The sequence below is a fragment of the Serratia sp. BNK-23 genome (assembly GCF_047456145.1).
Lineage (GTDB): Bacteria > Pseudomonadota > Gammaproteobacteria > Enterobacterales > Enterobacteriaceae > Serratia > Serratia nematodiphila.
The window spans coordinates 1283448-1305676 of sequence record NZ_CP179900.1; the positions used below are offsets into that span (position 1 = coordinate 1283448).

Sequence of the window (22229 nt, forward strand, 5' to 3'; positions counted from 1 at the left end):
CCGGCGCGTCCGGCTTCGGTCTGTTTTCCCTTCCCAAAACGCCTCGCATTTCCTGCCTTATAGCGTTTGATGCTTGTAAATCACTAAACGGTATATAAAAGCGTTACAGCTCCGCACCGAGTTATAAATACACTGGTCGTCAATAAGGCGAAAGCCTGAAGGAATGACTCAGTGATAAGGTGCAGAATGAAACAAAACCGGGTTAAAAATCTCGTGCTGAAAGGTTGGCTGGCGGCTGCGCTGTTGGCGAGCGGCGCCGCGTCGGCGGCGGAATTGCTGAACAGCTCTTATGACGTTTCCCGTGAATTGTTCGTCGCGCTGAATCCCGGCTTTGAACAGCAGTGGAATCAACAGCATCCGAACGACAAGCTGACCATCAAACAATCGCACGCCGGCTCGTCGAAGCAGGCGCTGGCTATCCTGCAGGGCTTGCGCGCCGACGTGGTGACGTACAACCAGGTGACCGACGTGCAGATCCTGCACGATCGCGGGCAGCTGATCCCGGCGGACTGGCAGGCGCGCTTGCCCAACAACAGCTCGCCGTTCTATTCCACCATGGCGTTTTTAGTGCGCAAGGACAACCCAAAGGGCATCCACACCTGGAGCGATTTGGTGCGCGACGACGTGAAGCTGGTGTTCCCGAACCCGAAAACCTCCGGCAACGGCCGCTACACCTATCTGGCCGCCTGGGGCGCCGCCAGCCAGGCTGACGGCAACGATCCGGCCAAGACCCGCGCCTTTATGACCCGTTTCCTGAAAAACGTGCTGGTGTTCGATACCGGCGGTCGCGGCGCGACCACCACCTTCGTCGAGCGCGGTTTGGGCGACGTGCTGATCAGCTTCGAGTCCGAAGTGAACAACATCCGCAAGCAATACGGTGAAGACAAGTACGAAGTGATCGTGCCGCCGGTCGATATTCTGGCGGAGTTCCCGGTGGCCTGGGTCGACAAAAACGTAGAGCGCAACGGCACCGAGCAGGCGGCCAAAGCCTATCTGAACTACCTCTACAGCCCGGCGGCGCAGCAGGTGATCACCAGCTTCTACTACCGCGTCTATGACCAGAAAGCGATGGCGGCGGCGAAGGGGCAATTCCCGGACACCCAACTGTTCCGGGTGGAAGACCAGTTCGGCGGTTGGCCGCAGGTGATGAAAACTCACTTCGCCACCGGCGGCGAGTTGGATCAGCTGTTAGCGGCAGGGCGCAAGTAAATGTTGGCGTTGTCGTCCAGTAAACGGGTGCTGCCCGGATTTGGCCTCAGCCTCGGCAGCAGCCTGTTTTATACCTGTTTGATCCTGCTGCTGCCGCTCAGTGCGCTGGTGATGCAGCTGGCGCAGATGAGCCTGGCGCAGTACTGGGAAGTGATTTCCAACCCGCAGGTGGTGGCGGCGTACAAAGTGACGCTGCTGGCCGCCGGCGTCGCCAGCCTGTTCAACGCGGTGTTCGGCATGCTGATGGCCTGGATCCTGACGCGCTACCGCTTTCCCGGCCGTTCGCTGCTGGATGGCCTGATCGACCTGCCGTTCGCGCTGCCGACGGCGGTAGCCGGCCTGACGCTGGCCGGCCTGTTTTCCACCACGGGCTGGTACGGGCAGTGGCTGGCGCACTTCGACATCAAGGTCACCTTCACCTGGCTTGGGATCGCGGTGGCGATGGCGTTCACCAGCCTGCCGTTTGTGGTGCGTACCGTGCAGCCGGTGCTGGAAGAGTTAGGGCCGGAGTACGAAGAGGCGGCCGAGACGCTGGGCGCCACGCGCTGGCAGAGTTTTCGCCGCGTGGTGTTGCCTGAGGTGGCGCCGGCGCTGCTGGCCGGCACCGCCATTTCCTTTACCCGCAGCCTGGGCGAGTTCGGGGCGGTGATTTTCATCGCCGGCAACATCGCCTGGAAGACGGAAGTGACCTCGCTGATGATTTTTGTGCGTTTGCAGGAGTTCGATTACCCGGCGGCCAGCGCCATCGCCTCGGTGATCCTGGCGGCGTCGCTGCTGCTGCTGTTCAGCATTAACGTCTTGCAAAGCCGCTTCGGCAGACGTTTGGGAGGAGGGCACTGATGGCTGATGTTTCCGCCTTCAACGGCGCCGAGCGCCCGCGCGTCAACTGGGGCAAGTGGACGTTGATCGCCATCGGTACGCTGTTTTCGGTGCTGCTGCTGGTGGTGCCGATGATGTCGATTTTCGCCGAGGCCTTCTCCAAAGGGGTTGGCGCGATGTGGAGCAACTTGCTCGATCCGGACATGCTGCACGCCATTTGGCTGACGGTCTTGATCGCGCTGATCACCGTGCCGTTCAACCTGGTGTTCGGCACGTTGCTGGCGTGGCTGGTGACGCGTTTCACCTTCCCCGGCCGCCAGTTGCTGCTGACGCTGATCGATATCCCGTTCGCCGTCTCACCGGTGGTGGCGGGGCTGATTTATCTGTTGTTTTACGGCAGCAACGGCCTGCTGGGCGGCTGGCTGGATGCGCATAACATCCAGATCATGTTCTCCTGGCCGGGCATGGTGCTGGTGACCATCTTCGTCACCTGTCCTTTCGTGGTGCGCGAGCTGGTGCCGATGATGCTCAGCCAGGGCAGCCAGGAAGACGAGGCCGCCATTCTGCTGGGGGCGTCCGGTTGGCAGATGTTCCGCCGCGTGACGCTGCCCAACATTCGCTGGGCGCTGCTGTACGGCGTGGTGCTGACCAACGCGCGCGCCATCGGCGAGTTCGGCGCGGTGTCGGTGGTGTCCGGTTCGATTCGCGGCGAAACCTACAGCCTGCCGCTGCAGGTCGAGCTGTTGCAGCAGGATTACAACACCGTCGGGGCCTTTACCGCCGCCGCCCTGTTGACCCTGATGGCGATCGTTACCCTATTTTTGAAGAGCGCGCTGCAGTGGCGTCTGGAACGTCAAAACGCGCGTCTCGAGCGGGAGGAAAATCATGAGCATTGAGATTAACGGCATCAACAAGTACTTCGGTCGCACCAAGGTATTGAACGATATCTCGCTCGATATTGCTTCCGGCGAGATGGTGGCGCTGCTCGGGCCGTCCGGCTCCGGCAAGACCACGCTGCTGCGCATCATCGCCGGGCTGGAAAGCCAGAGCGGCGGCAAGCTGGGCTTCCACGGCACCGACGTCAGCCACATGCACGCGCGCGACAGGCGCGTGGGCTTCGTATTTCAGCACTATGCGCTGTTCCGCCACATGACGGTGTTCGACAATATCGCCTTCGGCCTGACCGTGCTGCCGCGCCGCGAGCGGCCGAATGCCGCGGCGATCAAACAGAAAGTCACTCAGTTGCTGGACATGGTGCAGCTTGGCCATTTAGCCAATCGCTACCCGTCGCAGCTGTCCGGTGGCCAGAAACAGCGCGTGGCGCTGGCGCGCGCCCTGGCGGTGGAACCGCAGATTCTGCTGCTGGATGAACCGTTCGGCGCGCTGGATGCGCAGGTGCGCAAAGAGCTGCGTCGTTGGCTGCGTCAGCTGCATGAAGAGCTGAAATTCACCAGCGTGTTCGTCACCCACGATCAGGAAGAGGCGATGGAAGTGGCCGACCGCATCGTGGTGATGAGTCAGGGCAATATCGAACAGGTTGGCTCGCCGGAGGAGATTATGCGCGAGCCGGCCAGCCGCTTCGTGCTGGAGTTTATGGGGGAAGTGAACCGTCTGAACGGCGAAATTCGCGGCTCCCAGCTGTTCGTCGGCGCGCACCAGTGGCCGCTGTCGTTCCAGCCGATGCACCAGGGCAGCGTCGATCTGTTCCTGCGCCCGTGGGAAATGGAAGTGGCGACCGAGAGCAGCGAGCGCTGCCCACTGCCGGTTCAGGTGTTGGAAGTCAGCCCGCGCGGCCATTTCTGGCAGCTGACGGTGCAGCCGATCGGCTGGCATCAGGAACCGATCGGCGTGGTGTTGCCGGAAGGCAACGCCACGCCGGTGCGCGGCGGCCGTTATTACGTCGGCAGCCTCAATGCGCGGCTGTATGCCGGCGATCAACTGCTGCAACCTGTTGCGTTAGCCAAAAGCGCCTGATAGGTTTTAGCCAGTCCTTTTCTTTAAGGCAACCCCGGGGTTGCCTTTTTACTTTACGCACACCAACACACAGGCAAAGATCGTGACAACGCTCGAACAATGCATCGGTAATACCCCGCTGGTACAACTGCAACGGCTGGCCGCCCAGGCGGGCAGCGAGGTATGGGTCAAACTGGAAGGCAATAACCCGGCGGGATCGGTGAAGGATCGCGCCGCGTTGGCGATGATCCAGCAGGCGGAGCTGCGCGGGGAGATCAAGCCCGGCGACGTGCTGATCGAGGCTACCAGCGGCAACACCGGCATTGCACTGGCGATGATCGCTGCATTGAAAGGCTATGCGCTGAAGCTGCTGATGCCGGAGAACATGAGCCTGGAGCGGCAGGCGGCGATGCGCGCCTACGGTGCGGAACTGATCCTGGTCAGCCGTGAGCAGGGGATGGAAGGGGCGCGCGATCTGGCGCTGGAGATGCAGCGCCAGGGGCAGGGCAAGGTGCTGGATCAGTTTAACAATTTCGACAATCCCTATGCCCACTTCACCACCACCGGCCCGGAGATCTGGCGCCAGACCGAAGGGCGTATCACGCACTTCGTTTCCAGCATGGGCACCACCGGCACCATTACCGGCGTGGGCGGTTACCTGAAGAGCCAGAATCCGCAGGTGCAGATCATTGGCCTGCAGCCGGCGGAAGGCAGCAGCATCCCCGGCATTCGCCGTTGGGCGCCCGCTTACCTGCCGGGTATTTTCCGCCCGGAGCTGGTGGATCAGGTGTTGGATATCGAGCAGCGCGATGCCGAGCAGACCATGCGCCAGCTGGCGCAGCGTGAAGGCATTTTCTGCGGCGTCAGCTCCGGCGGTGCGGTGGCCGGCGCCCTGCGCGTCGCGGCGGCTAATCCCGGCAGTGTGGTGGTGGCGATCGTCTGCGATCGCGGCGACCGTTACCTCTCCACCGGCGTGTTCGACTGACCGTTCCTTCCCGGCGGCGCGTCCCGCCGGGAAACGCCTTCTCACCTCCCTGTTACAGACTGCCTGTCCGGCCCGCCGACGCGGCGGCTATCGCCTGCTCGCGCGCCAATCCCCTGACTGAAGTAGAGAAATCGTGCGACAGCGGCCACACTAACGGTGGCGAGACGCCAAGAGCGATGTGTAAGGATTGAGTAAAACCGGCTGCGGGCCGGCGGAATTGGCGGGAAAATAACGAAAATCGGTGAAGGAGCAAGGCATGAAAATTTTACTGGTCGACGATGACCTGGAGCTTGGCACCATGCTGAGTGAATACCTGACGGGCGAAGGCTTTGACGCCACGCTGGTGCTGACCGGCAAGGCGGGGGTAGAGGGCGCGCTGTCGGGCGACTATACCGCGATGATCCTCGACATCATGCTGCCGGATATGAGCGGCATCGACGTGCTGCGCGACGTGCGTAAAAAGAGCCGGCTGCCGATCATCATGCTGACCGCCAAAGGCGACAACATCGATCGGGTGATTGGCCTGGAGATGGGTGCCGACGATTACATGCCCAAACCGTGCTACCCGCGCGAATTGGTGGCGCGTCTGCGCGCGGTGCTGCGCCGTTTCGAAGAGCGGCCACAAGAGGCGGAGGACGAGGCCGCCATCAGCTTCGGCGAGCTGACGCTGAACCCTTCTACCCGCAGCAGCGAATGGCGGGGCAAGGCGTTTGATCTGACGGCTTCGGAATTCAATCTGCTGGAGCTGTTGCTGCGCGCGCCGGACCGCGTGGTGTCGAAGGACGAACTGTCCGAGAAAGGACTGGGGCGCCCGCGCGAGGCCTATGATCGCAGCGTGGACGTGCATATCAGCAATATCCGCCAGAAGTTGAGCGCGCTGGCCGGCAGTAAGCTGAGCATCGAGACGGTGCGCAGCATCGGCTATCGCATACGGTAACCAGACATGCGCGGAAGACTGTTCTGGAAAATTTTGCTCGGCTTTTGGCTGACCTTTCTCATCATGACGCAGGCCTTGTGGGTGGCGTTTTCTCTTTATGGCGACCGCTATGTGCCGCCGGAGAATTCCATGGCGCGGCGGGCGATAGGCCTGCAGCTGACCTCCGCCGCCACCCAGTTGCGCAGTGGCGGCATGCCGGCGCTGGAAGCCCTGATGCGCGACTGGCCGGAGGACGATCGGCGTCTGCTGTCCGTTACGCCGATGACCCAACCGCCGCCTGAGCCGGAAGAACCGGTGTTTGAAGGGCGACGGATGCCGAAAGCGATTTCCGCCTGGGTGCAGACCGAAGAAGGGCAGGGTTACTGGCTGAGTTATAACGTGCGCGGGCTGCGGGAAGAGTATCGGCCGGAGCGGCGTTCCCACTTCTTCAACATTCCTGCGCCGATGCTGTGGGTCGGCGGGCTGGGCGGTTTGCTGTTCAGCGCCGTGCTGGCCTGGAACCTGACCCGGCCGATGCGCCAGCTGCGCGGCGGCCTGGATCGGGTGGCGCAGGGCGATCTGTCGGTGCGGCTGTACCCGAATATGCGGCGGCGTCATGACGAACTATCTGACGTGGCGCGCGATTTCGATACCATGGCCGAGCGGCTGGAGCTGCTGGTCAGCGCCCGCGAGCAGCTGTTGCACGATGTCTCGCACGAACTGCGTTCACCGTTGGCGCGCCTGCAGTTGGCCATCGGTCTGGCGCGGCAGAATGCCGGCAACGTCGAAACCTCGCTGAAGCGCATCGAACATGAGTCGGGGCGGTTGGACAAAATGATCGGCGAGCTGCTGGCGCTGTCGCGTACCGAACACAGCAGCCTGCCGGACGAAGAGTATTTCGATCTGTACGGCCTGGTAGACGCGGTGGTGAGCGATGCGCGCTACGAGGCGCAGGTGCCCGGCGTGGATATCGTGCTGCAGGCCGAATCGGACGTGGAGTACACCGTCAAGGGCAATGCGGAGCTGATGCGGCGTGCGGTGGATAACGTCGTGCGTAATGCGTTGCGCTTCTCCAGCCACGGCCAGCGGGTGACGGTGGCGCTGTCGCGCGTCGACAATCAGTTTCAGATCGCCGTCAGCGATCAGGGGCCGGGCGTCGAGGAGTCGAAGCTGTCGAGCATCTTCGATCCTTTCGTACGCGTGAAATCGGCGCTGTCGGGCAAGGGCTACGGCCTTGGGCTGGCGATTACCCGCAAGGTGGTGCTGGCGCACGGCGGCCAGGTTGAGGCTCGCAACGGCGACAAAGAGGGGCTGATCATCACTCTGCGCGTGCCGCGCTGGTCGTCATGACGCAGCGAGATGGGGATACCCCGAAGGGATAAAAAACGGCGCCAAGGGCGCCGTTTTTTACTGCTCATTCGCGATAACTTCGATTACTTCTTGATGCGGATGATCGGGGTTTCGCCAACGGTTACGCTGCCGGACAGTTTGATCAGCTCTTTGATCTCGTCCATGTTGGAGATAACGACCGGCGTCAGGGTCGACTTGGCTTTCTCTTCCAGCAGAGGCAGGTTGAACTCGATAACGACGTCGCCTTTCTTGACGCGCTGGCCTTCTTCGGCGATGCGTTTGAAGCCTTCGCCTTTCAGTTCTACGGTATCGATGCCGAAGTGGACGAACAGCTCAATGCCGCTGTCGGATTCGATAGAGAATGCATGGTTGGTTTCGAAAATCTTACCGATGGTGCCGTCAACCGGAGCAACCATTTTGTTGCCGGCCGGTTTGATGGCGATACCGTCGCCAACGATTTTTTCAGCGAACACTACGTCCGGCACATCTTCGATATTGACGATTTCGCCAGAAAGGGGAGCGACGATCTCGATAGTGCCCATGTCTTTCTTGTCATCAGAAACCAGAGATTTCAGTTTATCGAACAAACCCATGATCTTCTCCTAAGCATTAAATTGGGCGGCGTTCCAGTGTCGTGGAAGTTTAGCAGAGCGTTTTTTCTTCGATGAATTTATTGACGCAATTCATCAGGTCTTGTGCCGTTGGCTGTGCCAAGGCCTGCGCTGCCAACGCCTTCACATCTTCGAAATTCGTGTTACGAATAATTTTCTTGATGCGCGGGATTGAAATCGCACTCATGCTGAACTCATCCAGCCCCATGCCCAATAACAACAGTGTAGCACGCTCATCACCAGCCAGTTCGCCGCACATGCCGGTCCACTTGCCTTCCGCGTGAGATGCATCAATAACCTGTTTGATCAGGCCAAGCACTGATGGGGACATCGGGTTATAGAGATGAGAAATCAGCTCGTTGCCGCGATCTACCGCCAGAGTATACTGGGTTAGATCGTTTGTCCCAATACTAAAGAAGTCGACTTCTTTCGCCAGGTGATGAGCAATGACCGCCGCAGCCGGTGTTTCCACCATCACGCCCACTTCGATGCTCTCGTCAAACGCCTTGCCTTCTTCGCGCAGCTGCGCTTTCAGCGTCTCGATTTCGCCTTTCAGATCGCGCACTTCTTCCACGGAGATGATCATCGGGAACATGATGCGCAGTTTGCCGAACGCCGAGGCGCGCAGGATGGCGCGCAGCTGGGCGTGCAGGATTTCACGGCGGTCCATCGCGATGCGGATGGCGCGCCAGCCGAGGAACGGGTTCTCTTCCTTCGGCAGGTTCATGTACGGCAGGTCTTTGTCGCCGCCGATGTCCATGGTGCGGACGATCACCGCCTGCGAGCCCATGGCTTCCGCCACGGCTTTATAAGCCTGGAACTGCTCGTCTTCGGTCGGCAGCGAGTCGCGGTCCATGAACAGGAACTCGGTACGATACAGGCCGACGCCTTCCGCGCCGTTGCGCTCTGCACCTGCGACGTCGCGCACGGTGCCGATGTTGGCGCAGACTTCAACCTGATGGCCGTCCAGCGTAATCGCCGGCAGGTCCTTCAGCTTGGCCAGATCGTTTTTCTCGGTGATGTATTGGTTCTGGGCGACTTTCAGCTGATCGATAACGTCAGCGGTCGGGTTAACGTAAATTTTGTTGTTAACCGCGTCCAGAATCAGGTAGTCGTCGTTTTTCACCTGCTTGGTCACGTCGCTGGTACCGACGATCGCCGGCAGCTCCAGGGAGCGCGCCATGATGGAGGTGTGGGAGGTACGGCCGCCGAGGTCGGTGATGAAGCCCAGCACTTTGTCCAGGTTCAGCTGCGCGGTCTCGGACGGGGTCAGATCGGTGGCCACCAGGATCACTTCGTCCTGAATGGAGCCCAGATCGACGATCGGCATGCCCAAGATGTTCTGCAGCAGGCGCTTGCCGATGTCGCGCACGTCGGCGGCGCGTTCTTTCAGGTATTCGTCGTCCAGCTCTTCCAGCGCTTTCGCCTGGCCTTCGATCACGGTGTAGGCGGCGGCGTCTGCGGAGGCCAGATCGTCTTTGATTAGGGCTATGATTTCCTGCTCAAGCTCTTCGTCTTCCAGCAACATGATGTGGCCTTCGAAGATAGCTTCCTTCTCTTCGCCGAAGGTTTCGCCAGCTTTGGTCTTGATCGCTTCCAGCTGTTCGGACGCTTTCGCGCGGCCGGCCAGAAAACGTGAGACTTCCTGCTCTACTTGATCAGCAGAGATTTTCTTCCGGTTGATGACGATGTCGTCTTCTTTCAGCAAGAGAGCCTTACCAAAAGCGATGCCCGGTGATACTAAAATGCCTGAAATCATAACCCTACCTTACTCTTGACTGGTGTTAACTAAAAAGACGGGCCGATTACTCAAGCTCTGCCATCAGTTTTACCAAGTGCTCAACGGCTTTCTGCTCGTCTTCACCTTCAGCGGAGATGGTCACTACGGTCCCTTGAGTCAGCCCCAGAGTTTGCAGTTTGAACAGGCTTTTAGCGCTGGCGCTTTTGCCGTTGGAGGTCACGGTGATGTCAGACGTGAAGCCTTTGGCTTCTTTAACGAACTGAGCGGCAGGGCGAGTATGCAGACCATTCGGAGCGGTAATAGTAACTTCTTGCTGGAACATTGATGTTTCCCCAACTTATTGGATTAATGTTGTGGAGTTAAAGTTTAGCCCAGGGGACTGACTTTAACTTGTCTGGTTATAGCGCCTGACTATGGACAGGGGCGAACGTTGATGCAACAGAAAACGACGCGTTAGGCACTTCAGATCAAAAAACTCGGCTTTAGACGTCGTTCCAATCCGCTCCCCATTATGCCCGATTCGCCGCGTCGGCGACAGATGAGTAAATCGATTCAGCCTCGACCGGGCTCGGAGAGTGATTAATTTTGCGCATCGAAATAATGCACCGTTAAATACTAAAGGCGACGGGCAAAAGCAATCTTGGACTGCTATAAAGTTTGATCCAGTCCACAAAAAAGCACCCTACAGGGTGCTTTTTTAGCGATTTGTGCAGTGGCGGAATTACTGCTGCAATTCCTGCTCGGTGAACAGATCGGCGAACAGCGCGGTGCTGAGATAACGTTCGCCGGAAGAGGGCAGGATGACCACGATAGTCTTGTCGGCGAACGCCGGTTCTTCGGCCAGTTTCACCGCCGCCGCGACCGCTGCGCCGGAGGAGATGCCCGCCAGGATGCCTTCTTCGTCCATCAGGCGGCGCGCCATGCTGATGGCTTCGTCGTTGGAGACTTTCTCGACGCGATCCACCAGATCCAGATCGAGGTTGCCCGGAATGAAGCCGGCGCCGATGCCCTGGATCTTGTGCGGGCCCGGCTTCAGCTCTTCACCGGCCAGCGCCTGGCTGATGACCGGCGAGTCGGTCGGCTCTACCGCCACGGTGGTGATGGCTTTGCCTTTGGTGTTTTTGATGTAGCGGCTAACGCCGGTCAGCGTGCCGCCGGTGCCGACGCCGGAGATGAACACGTCGACTTCCCCGTCGGTGTCTTCCCAGATTTCCGGGCCGGTGGTTTTTTCATGGATGGCCGGGTTGGCCGGGTTGCTGAACTGTTGCAGGATCAGGTAACGGTTCGGATCGGTGGCGACGATCTCTTCCGCCTTGGCGATGGCGCCCTTCATGCCTTTCGCCCCTTCGGTCAGCACCAGGTTGGCGCCCAGCGCCTTGAGCAGCTTGCGGCGCTCGATGCTCATGGTTTCCGGCATGGTCAGCGTCAGCTTGTAACCGCGCGCGGCGGCGACGAAGGCCAGCGCGATGCCGGTGTTGCCGCTGGTCGGCTCCACCAGTTCTTTACCGGCGGTCAGCACGCCGCGTTGTTCCGCATCCCAAATCATATTGGCACCGATGCGGCATTTGACGCTGAAGCTCGGGTTGCGTGATTCAACCTTGGCCAGAATGCGTCCGTTGCCGATACGGTTCAGACGAACCAGCGGCGTATGGCCGATTGTTAATGAGTTGTCTTCATATATCTTGCTCATAGCCCGTCCTTTAACTCTATGAAAATGTGGGGAACATCGAAAGCATACGCTAACAGTACCGGCAGGGAAGTAAAGAATTGGTATATCTATATGTTATTAGGAAATAAGTTTTAAGCACAATGATAAGGGCGCGAAATGCGCGCCCTGTCGAAAATTTCCGCGCTATCGGCGGCAAAAAACGGCGGTTATCGGACGAATTGCGAGCGGTAGCGATCGACCCACATCGCGGTGGCGCCGCAGACGGCGACCGGCAGGATCACCAGGTTGAGGATCGGGATCATGGTGAACAGGCTGACCAGCGCGCCGAACTGCAGGTTGTCGGTTTTGTGCTGGCGCAGTGCGCGGCGCATGTCGGCAAAGCTCACCTTGTGGTTGTCGAACGGATAGTCGCAATACTGGATCGCCAGCATCCAGGCGCTGAACAGGAACCACAGCACCGGCGCCACCGTTTGACCGATGCCGGGCACGAAGTACAGCGCCAGCAGCAGCAGCGCGCGCGGCAGGTAATACATCAGCTTGCGCCATTCGCGCGCCATGATGCGCGGCAGATCTTTGGCGATGCCGAGCAGGCCGGTGTCCGGCAGCGGTTTGCCGGTCAGGCTGCCTTCGAGCTGTTCGGCCAGCAGGCCGCAGAACGGCGCGGCAATAAGATTGGTGAGGGTGCTGAACAGATAGCTGAACACCAGCAGCACCGAAATGACCGCCAGCGGCCACAGCAGGTAGCTCAACCATTGCAGCCAGTCGGGAACGTGGCTCATCATCGCCGGGATCCAGTCGCCGAGGCGGCTGAACAGCCACCAGAAAGCGGAACCCATCAGCAGCACGTTGACCAGCAACGGCAGAACCACATAGCGTTTAATCCCCGGGCGCGAAATCAGACGCCAGCCTTCGGCGAAATAGTGAATGCCGCTGGTCGATCGGGGAGAGGGCTGCGTATAGGACATATCTTAAGTTATCTCGTTGTCTGAACAGGCATCATTATCATATAGGGATGATTTTCCACTGGCTAGGGTAGGGTTGGCTGAAAAACCAGCAGAAAAAGGCAGTATAATCATCTTTATTGGCATAAAGTTCAGCACGGACTTGCACTTGTGTGCGCGGGCAAATAGAGTTAAAGAGTGAATGTTTGCCGCGGTGGCAATGTATTGGAACAACAGAGATAGCAATGATGCAGGATTTGCGTCTGATATTAATCGTTGTTGGCGCGATCGCCATAATAGCGCTGTTATTGCACGGTCTGTGGACCAGTCGCAAAGAACGGTCAGCGCTCTTCCGCGATCGCCCAGCCAAACGTTCCCAAAAGGAACGTGAACAAACTCCGATCGACGATCTCGAAGAAGGCGTCGGTGAGGTGCGCGTACGCGCCGCTCACCCGCAAGACGAGCCGTCATTCGGCCATTTCGATGCCGCACGCGAAGAACCCGTGGCCGCGCCGAAGCCCGCTCCGGCGGCTGCGCCTGCGCCCCGCGCCGTTCAGCCGACTGCTCATCAGACGCCGCCTCCGCTGTCTCAGCGGCCGGAGTACGATGACATCCTGCTGAACAACTACGCGCCGGACGAAGAACCGGCCGAACCGCAGCAACCGCAACCGGCCGCGCGCCGTGAGCCGCGCGTCGACGATCTGCCGCATGAACATGAGGCGCCGCAGGGGGCTGAACCGGCATTCCACGCCGAGCCGGCCCCTGTGCAGCCCGCGCCGGAAGTGAAGCCGGCGCAGGAGCCTGCGCCACAGCCACAACAGCCGGCGGCTGCGCCAATTCAGGCCAAGCTGAAAGAGACCGTGCTGGTGCTGCACGTCGCGGCCCATCAGGGCGGCGTAATCGGCGGCGAAGTGCTGCTGCAGAGCGTGTTGCAGGCGGGCTTCCAGTTTGGCGAGATGGGCATCTTCCACCGCCATATCAGCCCGGCCGGCAGCGGCCCGGTGCTGTTCAGCCTGGCGAACATGGTCAAGCCGGGGTCGTTCGATCCTGACATGATGTCCGACTTCTCCACACCGGGCGTGTCGATGTTCATGATGGTGCCGTCTTACGGCGACGCCAATCAGAACTTCAAGCTGATGCTGCAGTCGGCACAGCGCATCGCCGACGACGTGGGCGGCGTGGTGCTGGACGACGAGCGTCGCATGATGACGCCGCAGAAGCTGGAAACCTACAAAGCGCGTATCCGTGAAGTGTTGGAAAACAACGCCTGACCGGATTGCCGCGCGCACTGAACATCCGTAACAACAAAGCCCCCGCTAGCCGGGGGTTTTTTATCTTTGATGGTGAGCCATGGAATCGATAATCCAACAAATCAATCAACTACGAGCCACACTGCGCCATCATGAATACCAGTATCATGTGCTGGATGCGCCGGAAGTGCCGGATGCGGAATATGACCGCCTGATGCGCGAGCTGCGCGAGCTGGAGAGCGCGCATCCGGAGCTGATCACCGCCGATTCGCCGACCCAGCGCGTGGGCGCGGCGCCGCTGGCGGCGTTCGACCAGGTGCGTCACGAAGTGCCGATGCTGTCGCTGGACAACGTGTTTGACGAAGAGAGCTTCCTGGCGTTTTACAAGCGCGTGCAGGACAGGCTCAAAAGCAGCGATCCGCTGACCTTCTGCTGCGAGCTGAAGCTGGACGGCCTGGCGGTCAGCCTGCTGTATGAAGACGGCGAGCTGGTGCGCGCGGCGACGCGCGGCGACGGCACCACCGGCGAGAACATCACCTCCAACGTGCGCACCATTCGAGCCATCCCGCTGCGCCTGACCGGCGACAACATCCCGCGCCGGCTGGAAGTGCGTGGCGAAGTGTTCATGCCGCAGGCCGGGTTTGAACAGATGAACGAAGAAGCCCGGCGCAAAGACGGCAAGGTATTCGCCAACCCGCGCAACGCCGCCGCCGGCTCGCTGCGCCAGCTCGATCCGCGCATTACCGCCAAACGCCCGCTGACCTTCTTCTGCTATGGCGTTGGCCTGCTGGAAGGCGGCGAGCTGCCGCGCAGCCACTTTGAGCGCCTGATGCAGTTCAAGGCCTGGGGCCTGCCGGTCAGCGATCGCGCCCAGCGCCGCACCGGCAGCGAGGAAGTGCTGGCGTTCTATCGCCAGGTCGAGCGGGACCGCGCACAGCTCGGTTTCGATATTGACGGCGTGGTGATCAAGATTGACGACATCGATCTGCAGGAAACGCTGGGCTTCGTGGCGCGTGCGCCGCGCTGGGCGACGGCGTTCAAATTCCCGGCGCAGGAGCAGATCACCGTGGTGCGCGAAGTGGAGTTTCAGGTTGGCCGCACCGGCGCGATTACGCCGGTGGCGCGCCTTGAGCCGGTGCTGGTGGCCGGGGTGACCGTCAGCAACGCCACCTTGCACAACGCCGATGAAATTGAGCGGTTGGGGCTGCGCATCGGCGATACGGTGATCGTGCGCCGCGCCGGCGACGTGATCCCGCAGGTGGTGGGCGTGCTGGAAGACCGTCGGCCGCATGATGCGCGCGAAGTGGTGTTCCCGCTGCACTGCCCGGTGTGCGGTTCCGACGTTGAGCGCGTGGAAGGCGAGGCCGTGGCGCGCTGCACCGGCGGTCTTATCTGCGGCGCGCAGCGCAAAGAGGCGTTAAAGCATTTCGTTTCCCGCCGCGCGCTGGACGTTGAAGGCATGGGCGACAAGATCATCGAGCAGCTGGTGGACAAGGAGTACGTGAAGAACCCGGCCGATCTGTTCCGGCTGTCCGCCGGCATTCTGACCGGCCTGGATCGCATGGGGCCGAAATCGGCGCAGAATCTGGTCAACGCGTTGGAGAAATCCAAGCAGACCACCTTCGCTCGTTTCCTGTATGCGCTCGGCATTCGCGAGGTCGGCGAAGCGACCGCCGCCAACCTGGCCGCGCATTTCGGATCGCTCGAGAAGCTGTTCGCCGCCGACATTGAGGCGCTGAAAGAGGTGCCGGACGTCGGCGAAGTGGTGGCCAAACACACGCGCAACTTCCTCGATGAAGCGCTCAATCAGCAGGTGATCAACGAGCTGGTGGGGGCCGAGATCGGCATCCACTGGCCGGCGCCGGTGGTGGTGGTGGCGGAAGAGATAGACAGCCCGTTCGCCGGCAAAACCGTGGTGCTGACCGGCTCGCTGAGCCAGCTGTCGCGCGACGAGGCCAAAGATCGCCTGACGGCGCTGGGCGCCAAGGTCAGCGGCAGCGTGTCGAAGAAAACCGACCTGGTGATCGCCGGCGAGGCGGCCGGCTCCAAGCTGGCGAAGGCGCAGGAGCTGGGTATCGCCGTGATCGACGAAGCGGAGATGATCCGCTTGCTGGGTGAGTGATGGAAAAAGAAAACCTGCTGGAGATCGCCAATACCGTGATGCCGTTCGGCAAGTACCAGGGGCGGGTGCTGATCGATCTGCCCGAAGAGTACCTGCTGTGGTTCGCGCGCAAGGGCGAATTCCCCAAAGGCAAGCTCGGTATGCTGATGGAGATGACGCTGGCGATTAAAATCGAAGGGCTTGATCACCTGGTCAAGCCGCTGAAGAAAAGCTGATCTGACGGGCCTTGGCCCGTCTTTTTTTACCCGCGCGTCGCCTGCGCGTTGGGCACCGCCTGTTGCGCCTGCTGCTTGCGCTGATACCTTTTCGCCAATACCGCACAGGTCATCAGCTGCACCTGATGGAACACCATCAGCGGCAGCACCATGATCCCCACCGTCGCCGCCGGGAACAGGATATTGGCCATCGGAATGCCGTTCGCCAGGCTCTTCTTCGAACCGCAGAATACGATGGTGATCTCGTCCGCTTTGCTGAACCCCAGCCAACGTGCCATGTAAGTGTTCACCACTAGCACGATCGCCAGCAGCACGATGCTGCCGCCGACGATAAACGCCAGCGAACCAAGCCCTACCTGATGCCAGATGCCGTGCGTCACCGCTTCGCTGAAGGCGGCGTACACCACCAGCAGAATCGAGGTCTGATCGGTTTTACCGATAAGCGGCCGATGGCGTTCGATCCAGCCGCCGATCAGCGGCCGCAGCAGGTGACCGGCGACGAACGGCACCAGCAGCTGCAGCACGATCGAACCGACCTGCCGCAGGCCGCCGGTATCGCCGTGCACGTTCATCAGCAGGCCGACCAGCAGCGGCGACACGAAGATCCCGAGCAGGCTGGAGGCGGAGGCGCTGCACACCGCCGCCGCCACGTTGCCGCCCGCCAGCGAGGTGAAGGCGATGGCCGACTGCACGGTGGCCGGCAGGATACACAGGTAGATGAAACCGGCATACAGCTCGGGGCTGACGTCGATCGGCGCCCACCAGGCGAACAGCATGCCCAGCGCCGGAAAAATGATGAAGGTGCTGAACATCACCCACAGATGCAGCCGCCAGTTATTGCTGCCGGCCAGGATGGCCTCGCGCGACAGCTTGGCGCCGTGCATGAAGAACAGCAGGGCGATGGCGGCGATGGTCAGGGCGTTGAGCCAACCGACGAACTCGCCGCGCGCCGGCAGGAACGACGCCAGCAGTACGGTGGCGATCAGCGTCAGGGTAAAACGATCGGGCAGAAATCTCATGGCGATGCGCTCAGGGTAGAAAATCGATGGGGCTATTCTCCCGCGCGGGGATATAATAATTAAATTGATTTATTTAATTCATATATGAATAAAGCACATGAATTATTCACTCAAACAGCTGCGGGTGTTCGTCGCCATCGCCCGCCACGGCAGCTTCAGCCGCGCCGGTGAGGCGATCGGCCTGACGCAATCGGCGGTCAGCCACAGCGTGAAAGAGTTGGAAGCGGAGGTCGGCGTGCGCCTGCTGGATCGCACCACGCGTGAAGTGGTGTTGACCGATGCCGGCCTGCGGCTGGCCAACCGGGTCGAACGGCTGCTGGACGAGCTGCAGACCACTCTGCTGGATGTGCGCAGCTTTGGCGTACAGCGCAGCGGTACGGTGCGGGTGGCGACGAGCCAGACCATTTCCGCCCATCTGATGCCGCAGTGCATCGCCGCCGGCGAGCGTGAATACCCGGAGATCCGCATCATGCTGCGCGATCAGGCGCAGCAGCAGGTGCTGCACAGCGTGCGTAACGCCGAGGTGGATTTCGGTATCGTGGTCGATCCGGTGCAGGCGGTGGATCTGGAGTGCGAAGCGGTGCTGCATGAACCGTTTCTGCTGCTGTGCCGCGACGATCACCCGTTTGCTGCGCAGCAAGAGGTGCGTTGGTCGGCGCTAAACGGCTGCCGCCTGGTGTTGCAGGACTATGCGTCGGGCAGCCGGCCGCTGATCGACAGCGCGCTGAGACAGCAGGGCGTGGAGGCGCAGGTGGTGCAGGAAATCGGCCATCCGGCGACGCTGTTCCCGATGGTGGCGGAAGGGATTGGCATCAGCATCTTCCCAGCGTTGGCGCTGCCGTTGCCGGAAGGGGGGCTGCTTCGGGTGCGGCGGTTGGTGCCGGAGATCAACCGCGCGTTGATGCTGGTGCGGCGTAAGAACCGCTCACTGACGCCGGCGGCGGAGGCCATCTGGCAGGTGGCGCGTCAGCAGGCGGCGCTGCTGCACCAGCGCCGGCAGGAAAACGCGGCATATTGACTCAGATATAGACGTCCACCGCGTTGAGCGGCGTTGGGCGGTTTACGCCGTCGCCGGCTTGCGCCGCGGCTTTTGCCATCTGCTCCTGCTGTTGCTTTTCCATTTCTTCTTTCTGGATGCGCGCGATCTCGGCTTGCAACATCTTGATCTGCGCTTCGATCAGCTGCTTCTGTTTTTCGATTTCCTTAGGATCGGCGTCGGAGTCCTTTAGCTCCACCAACTTTTGCTGCAGCGACTGAATCTGCCGGTTCAGCGCCTTGATGCGGGCCGAGGCGCGGCTTTCATTGAGGTTGACCGGTTCGTCATTGCCGTTGGCGCGTTCGTTTTTCTCCATCTTGCCGCCTTGCGGCTGGTTGTTGACCGGTTTGGCCATCAGCAATTCGCCCTGATGGCCCGGCGCGCTGAACACGTTGCTGACGCCGGGAACGGTATTTTTGATCGGTACGATCATGGTGATGGTGGTCGACATGAATGCTCTCCCTGAGTCGGTATATCGCTGTTCAGGGTATCGGCAGCGGCGGCTAAATCTTTACCTGCCGCAGGCGCGGCCAACGCTGCAGCCAGCCTTTGTCGAGCACGCGCTGGGCATAGGCCGCGCGATCGCCGTTTTTCGCGTTAAAGGTAATGGTGTCGTCGAACAGCGCCGCGAGCCCGAAGGGGGCCACCAGCGTGATGCTGTCGTCGGCGTTCAGGCGCGCGCCGATCGCCGTTTCCACTTCGGTCCAGAAGCTGATGGCCTCTTCGCTGTCGCGATAAGGCGCCCGGCCGCCGCGCAGGTGCATGCGCGCCTGGTTCTTGACCGACCAAGGTCGCGGCAGCCACTGTTGCAAACGCACCTCCAGCATGCGATCGCGCTCAGCGTCCGCACGCTCCGCATCGAAGTGGATCACGTCGATATCGTTGAGCGGCGTGGGCTCCGTATAGCCATGGCGCCGATCCCACACCAGATTGCGCACAAAGCCGGCGCCGAGGCACCAGTCATTCAAGCCGAGCCGGCGCACGGTGCGCAGGGCGGCCATGCGTGCGTTATCTTGTTGCAGCCAGTCGATAATTTGCCGTTGCGGATCCATCACCCCTCCTGTTTTCGCGGCTACTGTAACCCGAAGCGGCAACGGGTGAAATGGGGGAAAGCGTGATGGCGGCGATCGCGTGCAAAATAATTTTCTTTTCCCACTGACTACACTTGGTGCAGGGCTTTTATCTCGTCACGCAGGGCAAGGGAGGGGGCTATGTTTCAGGCAACGGTGGGCCAACGCGGCTATCGCTTTGGCGATCTGCGCCAGCTGATGGCGAAAGCATCGCCGGCGCGTTCCGGCGATTATCTGGCGGAGGTGGCGGCGGAGAGCGCCGAAGAGCGCATGGCGGCGCGCATCGCGCTGGCGGATGTGCCGCTCAAGGCGTTCCTGCAGCAGGTGCTGGTGCCGTACGAACAGGACGAGGTGACGCGCCTGATTATCGACAGCCACGACGCCGCCGCCTTTGAGCCCATCTCGCACCTCACGGTCGGCGATTTTCGCGACTGGCTGCTGAGCGAGCAGGCGGACAGAGCCATGCTGGCGCAGGTGGCCGCCGGCATTACGCCGGAGATGGCGGCAGCGGTAAGCAAGATCATGCGCAATCAGGATCTGATCCTGGTGGCGAAGAAATGCCGGGTGGTGACGCGCTTTCGCAATACCATCGGCCTGCCGGGCCACCTCAGCGTGCGGCTGCAGCCCAATCACCCGACCGACAGCCTGCAGGGCATCGCCGCCAGCATGCTGGACGGTTTGCTGTACGGCAGCGGCGACGCGGTGGTCGGCATCAACCCGGCCAGCGACAGCCTGCCGCTGCTGGAAAAGCTCAACTACATGCTGGACGACGTGATCCAGCGCTTCGCCATACCCACCCAATCCTGCGTGCTGACCCACGTGACCAACACGCTGCGGCTGATGGAGCGCGGCACGCCGGTGGATCTGGTGTTTCAGTCGATCGCCGGCACCGAGGCGGCCAACCGCGGTTTCGGCATCAGCCTGGCGCTGCTGGCGGAGGCGCAGCAGGCGGCGCTGAGCCTCAGGCGCGGCACGCTGGGTGATAACGTGATGTATTTCGAAACCGGGCAGGGCAGTTGCCTGTCGGCCAACGCGCATCACGGCGTCGATCAGCAGACCTGTGAGGCGCGCGCCTATGCGGTGGCGCGCCATTTCTCGCCGCTGCTGATCAACACCGTGGTGGGGTTTATCGGCCCCGAATACCTGTATGACGGCAAACAAATTATCCGCGCCGGGCTGGAGGACCACTTCTGCGGCAAGCTGCTCGGCCTGCCGCTGGGCTGCGACGTCTGCTACACCAACCATGCCGAAGCCGATCAGGACGACATGGACACGCTGCTGACGCTGTTGGCCGCCGCCGGGCTGACGTTCCTGATCGGCGTGCCGGGCGCGGACGACATCATGCTCAACTACCAAAGCACTTCGTTCCACGATGCGCTCTATATCCGTGAACTGCTGGGGCTGAAGCACGCGCCGGAGTTCGCCGCCTGGCTGGCGGCGATGAACATCACCGACGAGCGCGGGCGGCTGCGCGACGCCGCCGCCAATCACCCGCTGTTGCTGGCGCTGCAGGGAGAACGCACATGAGCAAACCGGTTCACGTCAACAGTTGGGACTCGCTGCGCGCCTTTACCGACGCGCGCATCGCGTTGGGGCGCACCGGCGCCAGCCTGCCGACCGACGAGCTGCTGCGCTTCGGCCTGGCCCATGCCCAGGCGCGCGACGCGGTGCATCAGCCTTTCGACAGCGAACGGCTGGCGGCGGATCTGCACGATGCCGGTTGGCCCACGCTGGCGGTGCACAGCCAGGCCGCCGACCGCGCCGCCTATCTGCGCCGTCCGGATCTGGGGCGGCGATTGGCGCCGGACAGCCGCCGCCTGCTGCTCGGCGTGCCGCCGCGCCGGACCGATCTGCTGCTGGTGGTGGCGGACGGCCTTTCTTCCAAGGCGGTGCACCGCCAGGCATTGCCGCTGCTGCAGGCGCTGCGGCCCTATCTCGATACATTGGGGCTGGCGATCGCGCCGGTGGTGTTGGCGCATCAGGCGCGAGTGGCGCTGGGGGATGAGATCGGCGAGTGCCTGCAGACCCGGGCGGTGGCGGTGCTGATCGGCGAACGGCCGGGGCTGTCGTCGCCGGACAGCCTGGGCATTTATTTGACCTGGGAGCCGAATGCGCGCAGAACGGACGCCGAGCGTAACTGCATCTCCAACGTGCGGCCGGAGGGGCTGGATTACCCGCAGGCGGCGTTCCGTCTGGCCTGGCTGCTGGAGCAGGCGTTCCAGCGGCGGCTGAGCGGCATCGAGCTGAAGGACGAGAGCGACAATCCGGCGCTGCACAACCGGGTGACACCGCTTTACCCCCAGCTGGGCGGCTGACCGAGGGTTTGCTGCAGCAGGGCGGTGAAGGCCGCCAGCCGGGCGGACACCTTCGCCATCGGGCGCAGCAGATAGATGCCTTGCTGCTCATGGCGCGGATCTTCGAGCATCTGAACCAGTTGCCCATTCTGCACGTCTGGCCCCACCACCCAGTTGGGCAGGAAGGCGATGCCGAGGCCGAGCTGCGCCGCCTGGCGCTGCGCGGTGAAGTCGTCGCAGCGCAGCGCCATGGTGCAGCGGCTCATCAGCGCCGCGTCGAGGATCTGCGCCCAGCAGGCCGGCTGCTGTTTGTGGTAGCGGGCGATCAGCCGATGCTGCGGCAACGCTTCCAGATCGCTCGGCAGGCCATAGCGGGCGACGTAGGCGGGGCTGGCGCACATCACCCAGCGTTGGGTGGCGATACGGCTGGCGTACAGCGCGCTGTCCTTCTGTTCGCCGATGCGGAGGGCGGCGTCCAGCCGTTCCTGCGTCGGATCGGTCTGGCGTTCGGTCAGATCGAGATCGATAGACAGCTGAGGATAGCGTTCCGCCAGCGTCGGCAGCAGCGGCAGCACATAGGTTTTGCCGAAGGTCGGCAGGCAGCTGATGCGCAGCGTGCCCTGCGGCGTTTCGTTCAGCGCGTTCAGCTCGGCGTGAATGCCGGTAATGTCCGTCATCAGCGCGGCTGCGCGCGTCAGCAGCAGCTCGCCGGCGTCGGTCAGCAGCAGCCCACGGGTGGAGCGGACGAACAGCGTGGCGCCGAGCGCGCTTTCCAGGGCGTCGATATGGCGCACCAGCGAGGAGGGCACCATGCCCAGCCGGCGAGCGGCGGCGGAAAAGCTGCCCAGGCGGGCCACGTCGAGAAAAATCGGCAGATGTTCAACATAACGGGCGTCATTCATTTTTGCATTATATGCAAAAGCGTTTCTTATGAATACCCGCTTCTCTGTCGGCGGCGCTGCGGCTACTCTGGCTGCGGGTTGACGACGGGCTTCAACGCCGCCTTATCCCGGCCGTATAGAGAGAAAA

The 22229-nt window shown here is 61.6% G+C and carries 22 protein-coding genes; 13 read left to right on the forward strand and 9 right to left on the reverse strand.

Going from position 1 to position 22229, the window contains the following annotated elements; genetic code table 11:
- The first annotated feature begins 186 nt into the window (after positions 1-186).
- The 7 genes from ACMGF9_RS06030 (at position 187) to ACMGF9_RS06060 (ending at position 7232) form a co-directional block, all read left to right on the forward strand.
- Positions 187-1209, forward strand: coding sequence for a sulfate ABC transporter substrate-binding protein (locus tag ACMGF9_RS06030; protein ID WP_176326398.1), 1023 nt, complete (start codon positions 187-189; stop codon positions 1207-1209).
- Positions 1210-2049 carry a sulfate/thiosulfate ABC transporter permease CysT gene (cysT, locus tag ACMGF9_RS06035; RefSeq protein ID WP_004936486.1) on the forward strand — a complete coding sequence of 280 codons (840 nt, stop codon included), beginning with the start codon at positions 1210-1212 and terminating at the stop codon, positions 2047-2049.
- Positions 2049-2924 carry a sulfate/thiosulfate ABC transporter permease CysW gene (gene cysW, locus ACMGF9_RS06040; RefSeq protein ID WP_015378675.1) on the forward strand — a complete coding sequence of 292 codons (876 nt, stop codon included), beginning with the start codon at positions 2049-2051 and terminating at the stop codon, positions 2922-2924. Before cysT ends, cysW begins: the two co-directional genes overlap by 1 nt.
- Positions 2914-4002 carry a sulfate/thiosulfate ABC transporter ATP-binding protein CysA gene (cysA, locus tag ACMGF9_RS06045; protein WP_049243150.1) on the forward strand — a complete coding sequence of 363 codons (1089 nt, stop codon included), beginning with the start codon at positions 2914-2916 and terminating at the stop codon, positions 4000-4002. Before cysW ends, cysA begins: the two co-directional genes overlap by 11 nt.
- Before the next feature lie 82 nt (positions 4003-4084).
- Positions 4085-4966: a cysteine synthase CysM gene (cysM, locus tag ACMGF9_RS06050; protein WP_004936477.1), complete on the forward strand. Its 882-nt coding sequence runs from the start codon at positions 4085-4087 to the stop codon at positions 4964-4966.
- A 256-nt stretch (positions 4967-5222) separates the two neighbouring features.
- Positions 5223-5903, forward strand: a complete 681-nt coding sequence (locus tag ACMGF9_RS06055) for a response regulator transcription factor (RefSeq protein WP_021505622.1) — start codon at positions 5223-5225, stop codon at positions 5901-5903.
- A gap of 6 nt (positions 5904-5909) precedes the next feature.
- Positions 5910-7232 carry an ATP-binding protein gene (locus ACMGF9_RS06060; RefSeq protein WP_160125677.1) on the forward strand — a complete coding sequence of 441 codons (1323 nt, stop codon included), beginning with the start codon at positions 5910-5912 and terminating at the stop codon, positions 7230-7232.
- A gap of 83 nt (positions 7233-7315) precedes the next feature.
- Here ACMGF9_RS06060 and crr read toward each other — a convergent pair whose 3' ends face one another.
- The 5 genes from crr to cysZ all read right to left on the reverse strand — a co-directional run bounded on the left by crr (position 7316) and on the right by cysZ (position 12218).
- Complete coding sequence (gene crr / locus ACMGF9_RS06065) at positions 7316-7825, reverse strand: PTS glucose transporter subunit IIA (protein WP_118891808.1); 510 nt, start codon at positions 7823-7825, stop codon at positions 7316-7318.
- A 49-nt stretch (positions 7826-7874) separates the two neighbouring features.
- Entirely contained in the window at positions 7875-9602 is a 1728-nt protein-coding gene (gene ptsI, locus ACMGF9_RS06070) for a phosphoenolpyruvate-protein phosphotransferase PtsI (RefSeq protein ID WP_118891809.1), read from the reverse strand.
- A gap of 46 nt (positions 9603-9648) precedes the next feature.
- Complete coding sequence (gene ptsH / locus ACMGF9_RS06075) at positions 9649-9906, reverse strand: phosphocarrier protein Hpr (protein ID WP_004936458.1); 258 nt, start codon at positions 9904-9906, stop codon at positions 9649-9651.
- Between the two features lie 399 nt (positions 9907-10305).
- On the reverse strand, positions 10306-11274 hold the full coding sequence (gene cysK / locus ACMGF9_RS06080) for a cysteine synthase A (protein ID WP_004936453.1): 969 nt from the start codon (positions 11272-11274) through the stop codon (positions 10306-10308).
- Positions 11275-11459: 185 nt separating this feature from the next.
- Positions 11460-12218: a sulfate transporter CysZ gene (gene cysZ / locus ACMGF9_RS06085; protein ID WP_015378670.1), complete on the reverse strand. Its 759-nt coding sequence runs from the start codon at positions 12216-12218 to the stop codon at positions 11460-11462.
- A gap of 221 nt (positions 12219-12439) precedes the next feature.
- Here cysZ and zipA point away from each other — a divergent pair, with 221 nt between their 5' ends.
- The 3 genes from zipA to ACMGF9_RS06100 all read left to right on the forward strand — a co-directional run bounded on the left by zipA (position 12440) and on the right by ACMGF9_RS06100 (position 15781).
- Positions 12440-13465, forward strand: a complete 1026-nt coding sequence (zipA, locus tag ACMGF9_RS06090) for a cell division protein ZipA (RefSeq protein ID WP_021505621.1) — start codon at positions 12440-12442, stop codon at positions 13463-13465.
- A 79-nt stretch (positions 13466-13544) separates the two neighbouring features.
- A complete protein-coding gene (gene ligA, locus ACMGF9_RS06095) occupies positions 13545-15566 on the forward strand; it encodes an NAD-dependent DNA ligase LigA (RefSeq protein WP_015378668.1) in 2022 nt (673 codons plus the stop codon).
- Positions 15566-15781 carry a DUF3820 family protein gene (locus ACMGF9_RS06100; protein WP_004936441.1) on the forward strand — a complete coding sequence of 72 codons (216 nt, stop codon included), beginning with the start codon at positions 15566-15568 and terminating at the stop codon, positions 15779-15781. Before ligA ends, ACMGF9_RS06100 begins: the two co-directional genes overlap by 1 nt.
- Before the next feature lie 26 nt (positions 15782-15807).
- On the opposite strand, the gene ACMGF9_RS06105 is transcribed toward ACMGF9_RS06100, so the two are convergent.
- A complete protein-coding gene (locus ACMGF9_RS06105; RefSeq protein WP_414160603.1) occupies positions 15808-16800 on the reverse strand; it encodes a bile acid:sodium symporter family protein in 993 nt (330 codons plus the stop codon).
- 97 nt (positions 16801-16897) lie between these two features.
- Between ACMGF9_RS06105 and ACMGF9_RS06110 the strand changes: the two genes are divergently transcribed.
- Complete coding sequence (locus ACMGF9_RS06110) at positions 16898-17818, forward strand: LysR family transcriptional regulator (RefSeq protein ID WP_075684643.1); 921 nt, start codon at positions 16898-16900, stop codon at positions 17816-17818.
- A gap of 1 nt (position 17819) precedes the next feature.
- Here the strand turns inward: ACMGF9_RS06110 and ACMGF9_RS06115 are convergent, their stop codons facing one another.
- Complete coding sequence (locus ACMGF9_RS06115) at positions 17820-18287, reverse strand: FlxA-like family protein (protein ID WP_004936433.1); 468 nt, start codon at positions 18285-18287, stop codon at positions 17820-17822.
- A 52-nt stretch (positions 18288-18339) separates the two neighbouring features.
- On the reverse strand, positions 18340-18888 hold the full coding sequence (locus ACMGF9_RS06120; protein ID WP_015378665.1) for a nucleotidyltransferase family protein: 549 nt from the start codon (positions 18886-18888) through the stop codon (positions 18340-18342).
- A 159-nt stretch (positions 18889-19047) separates the two neighbouring features.
- Between ACMGF9_RS06120 and ACMGF9_RS06125 the strand changes: the two genes are divergently transcribed.
- Together ACMGF9_RS06125 and eutC are read left to right on the forward strand one after the other, a co-directional pair.
- Positions 19048-20433: an ethanolamine ammonia-lyase subunit EutB gene (locus tag ACMGF9_RS06125; protein WP_414160604.1), complete on the forward strand. Its 1386-nt coding sequence runs from the start codon at positions 19048-19050 to the stop codon at positions 20431-20433.
- The gene (gene eutC, locus ACMGF9_RS06130) at positions 20430-21221 is read left to right on the forward strand and encodes an ethanolamine ammonia-lyase subunit EutC (RefSeq protein WP_075684645.1); all 792 of its coding nucleotides are present in this window, start codon (positions 20430-20432) and stop codon (positions 21219-21221) included. Before ACMGF9_RS06125 ends, eutC begins: the two co-directional genes overlap by 4 nt.
- Here eutC and ACMGF9_RS06135 read toward each other — a convergent pair.
- Entirely contained in the window at positions 21200-22102 is a 903-nt protein-coding gene (locus ACMGF9_RS06135) for a LysR family transcriptional regulator (RefSeq protein ID WP_021505614.1), read from the reverse strand. The two genes, eutC and ACMGF9_RS06135, sit on opposite strands and share 22 nt — an antisense overlap.
- Between the last annotated feature and the right edge of the window lie 127 nt (positions 22103-22229).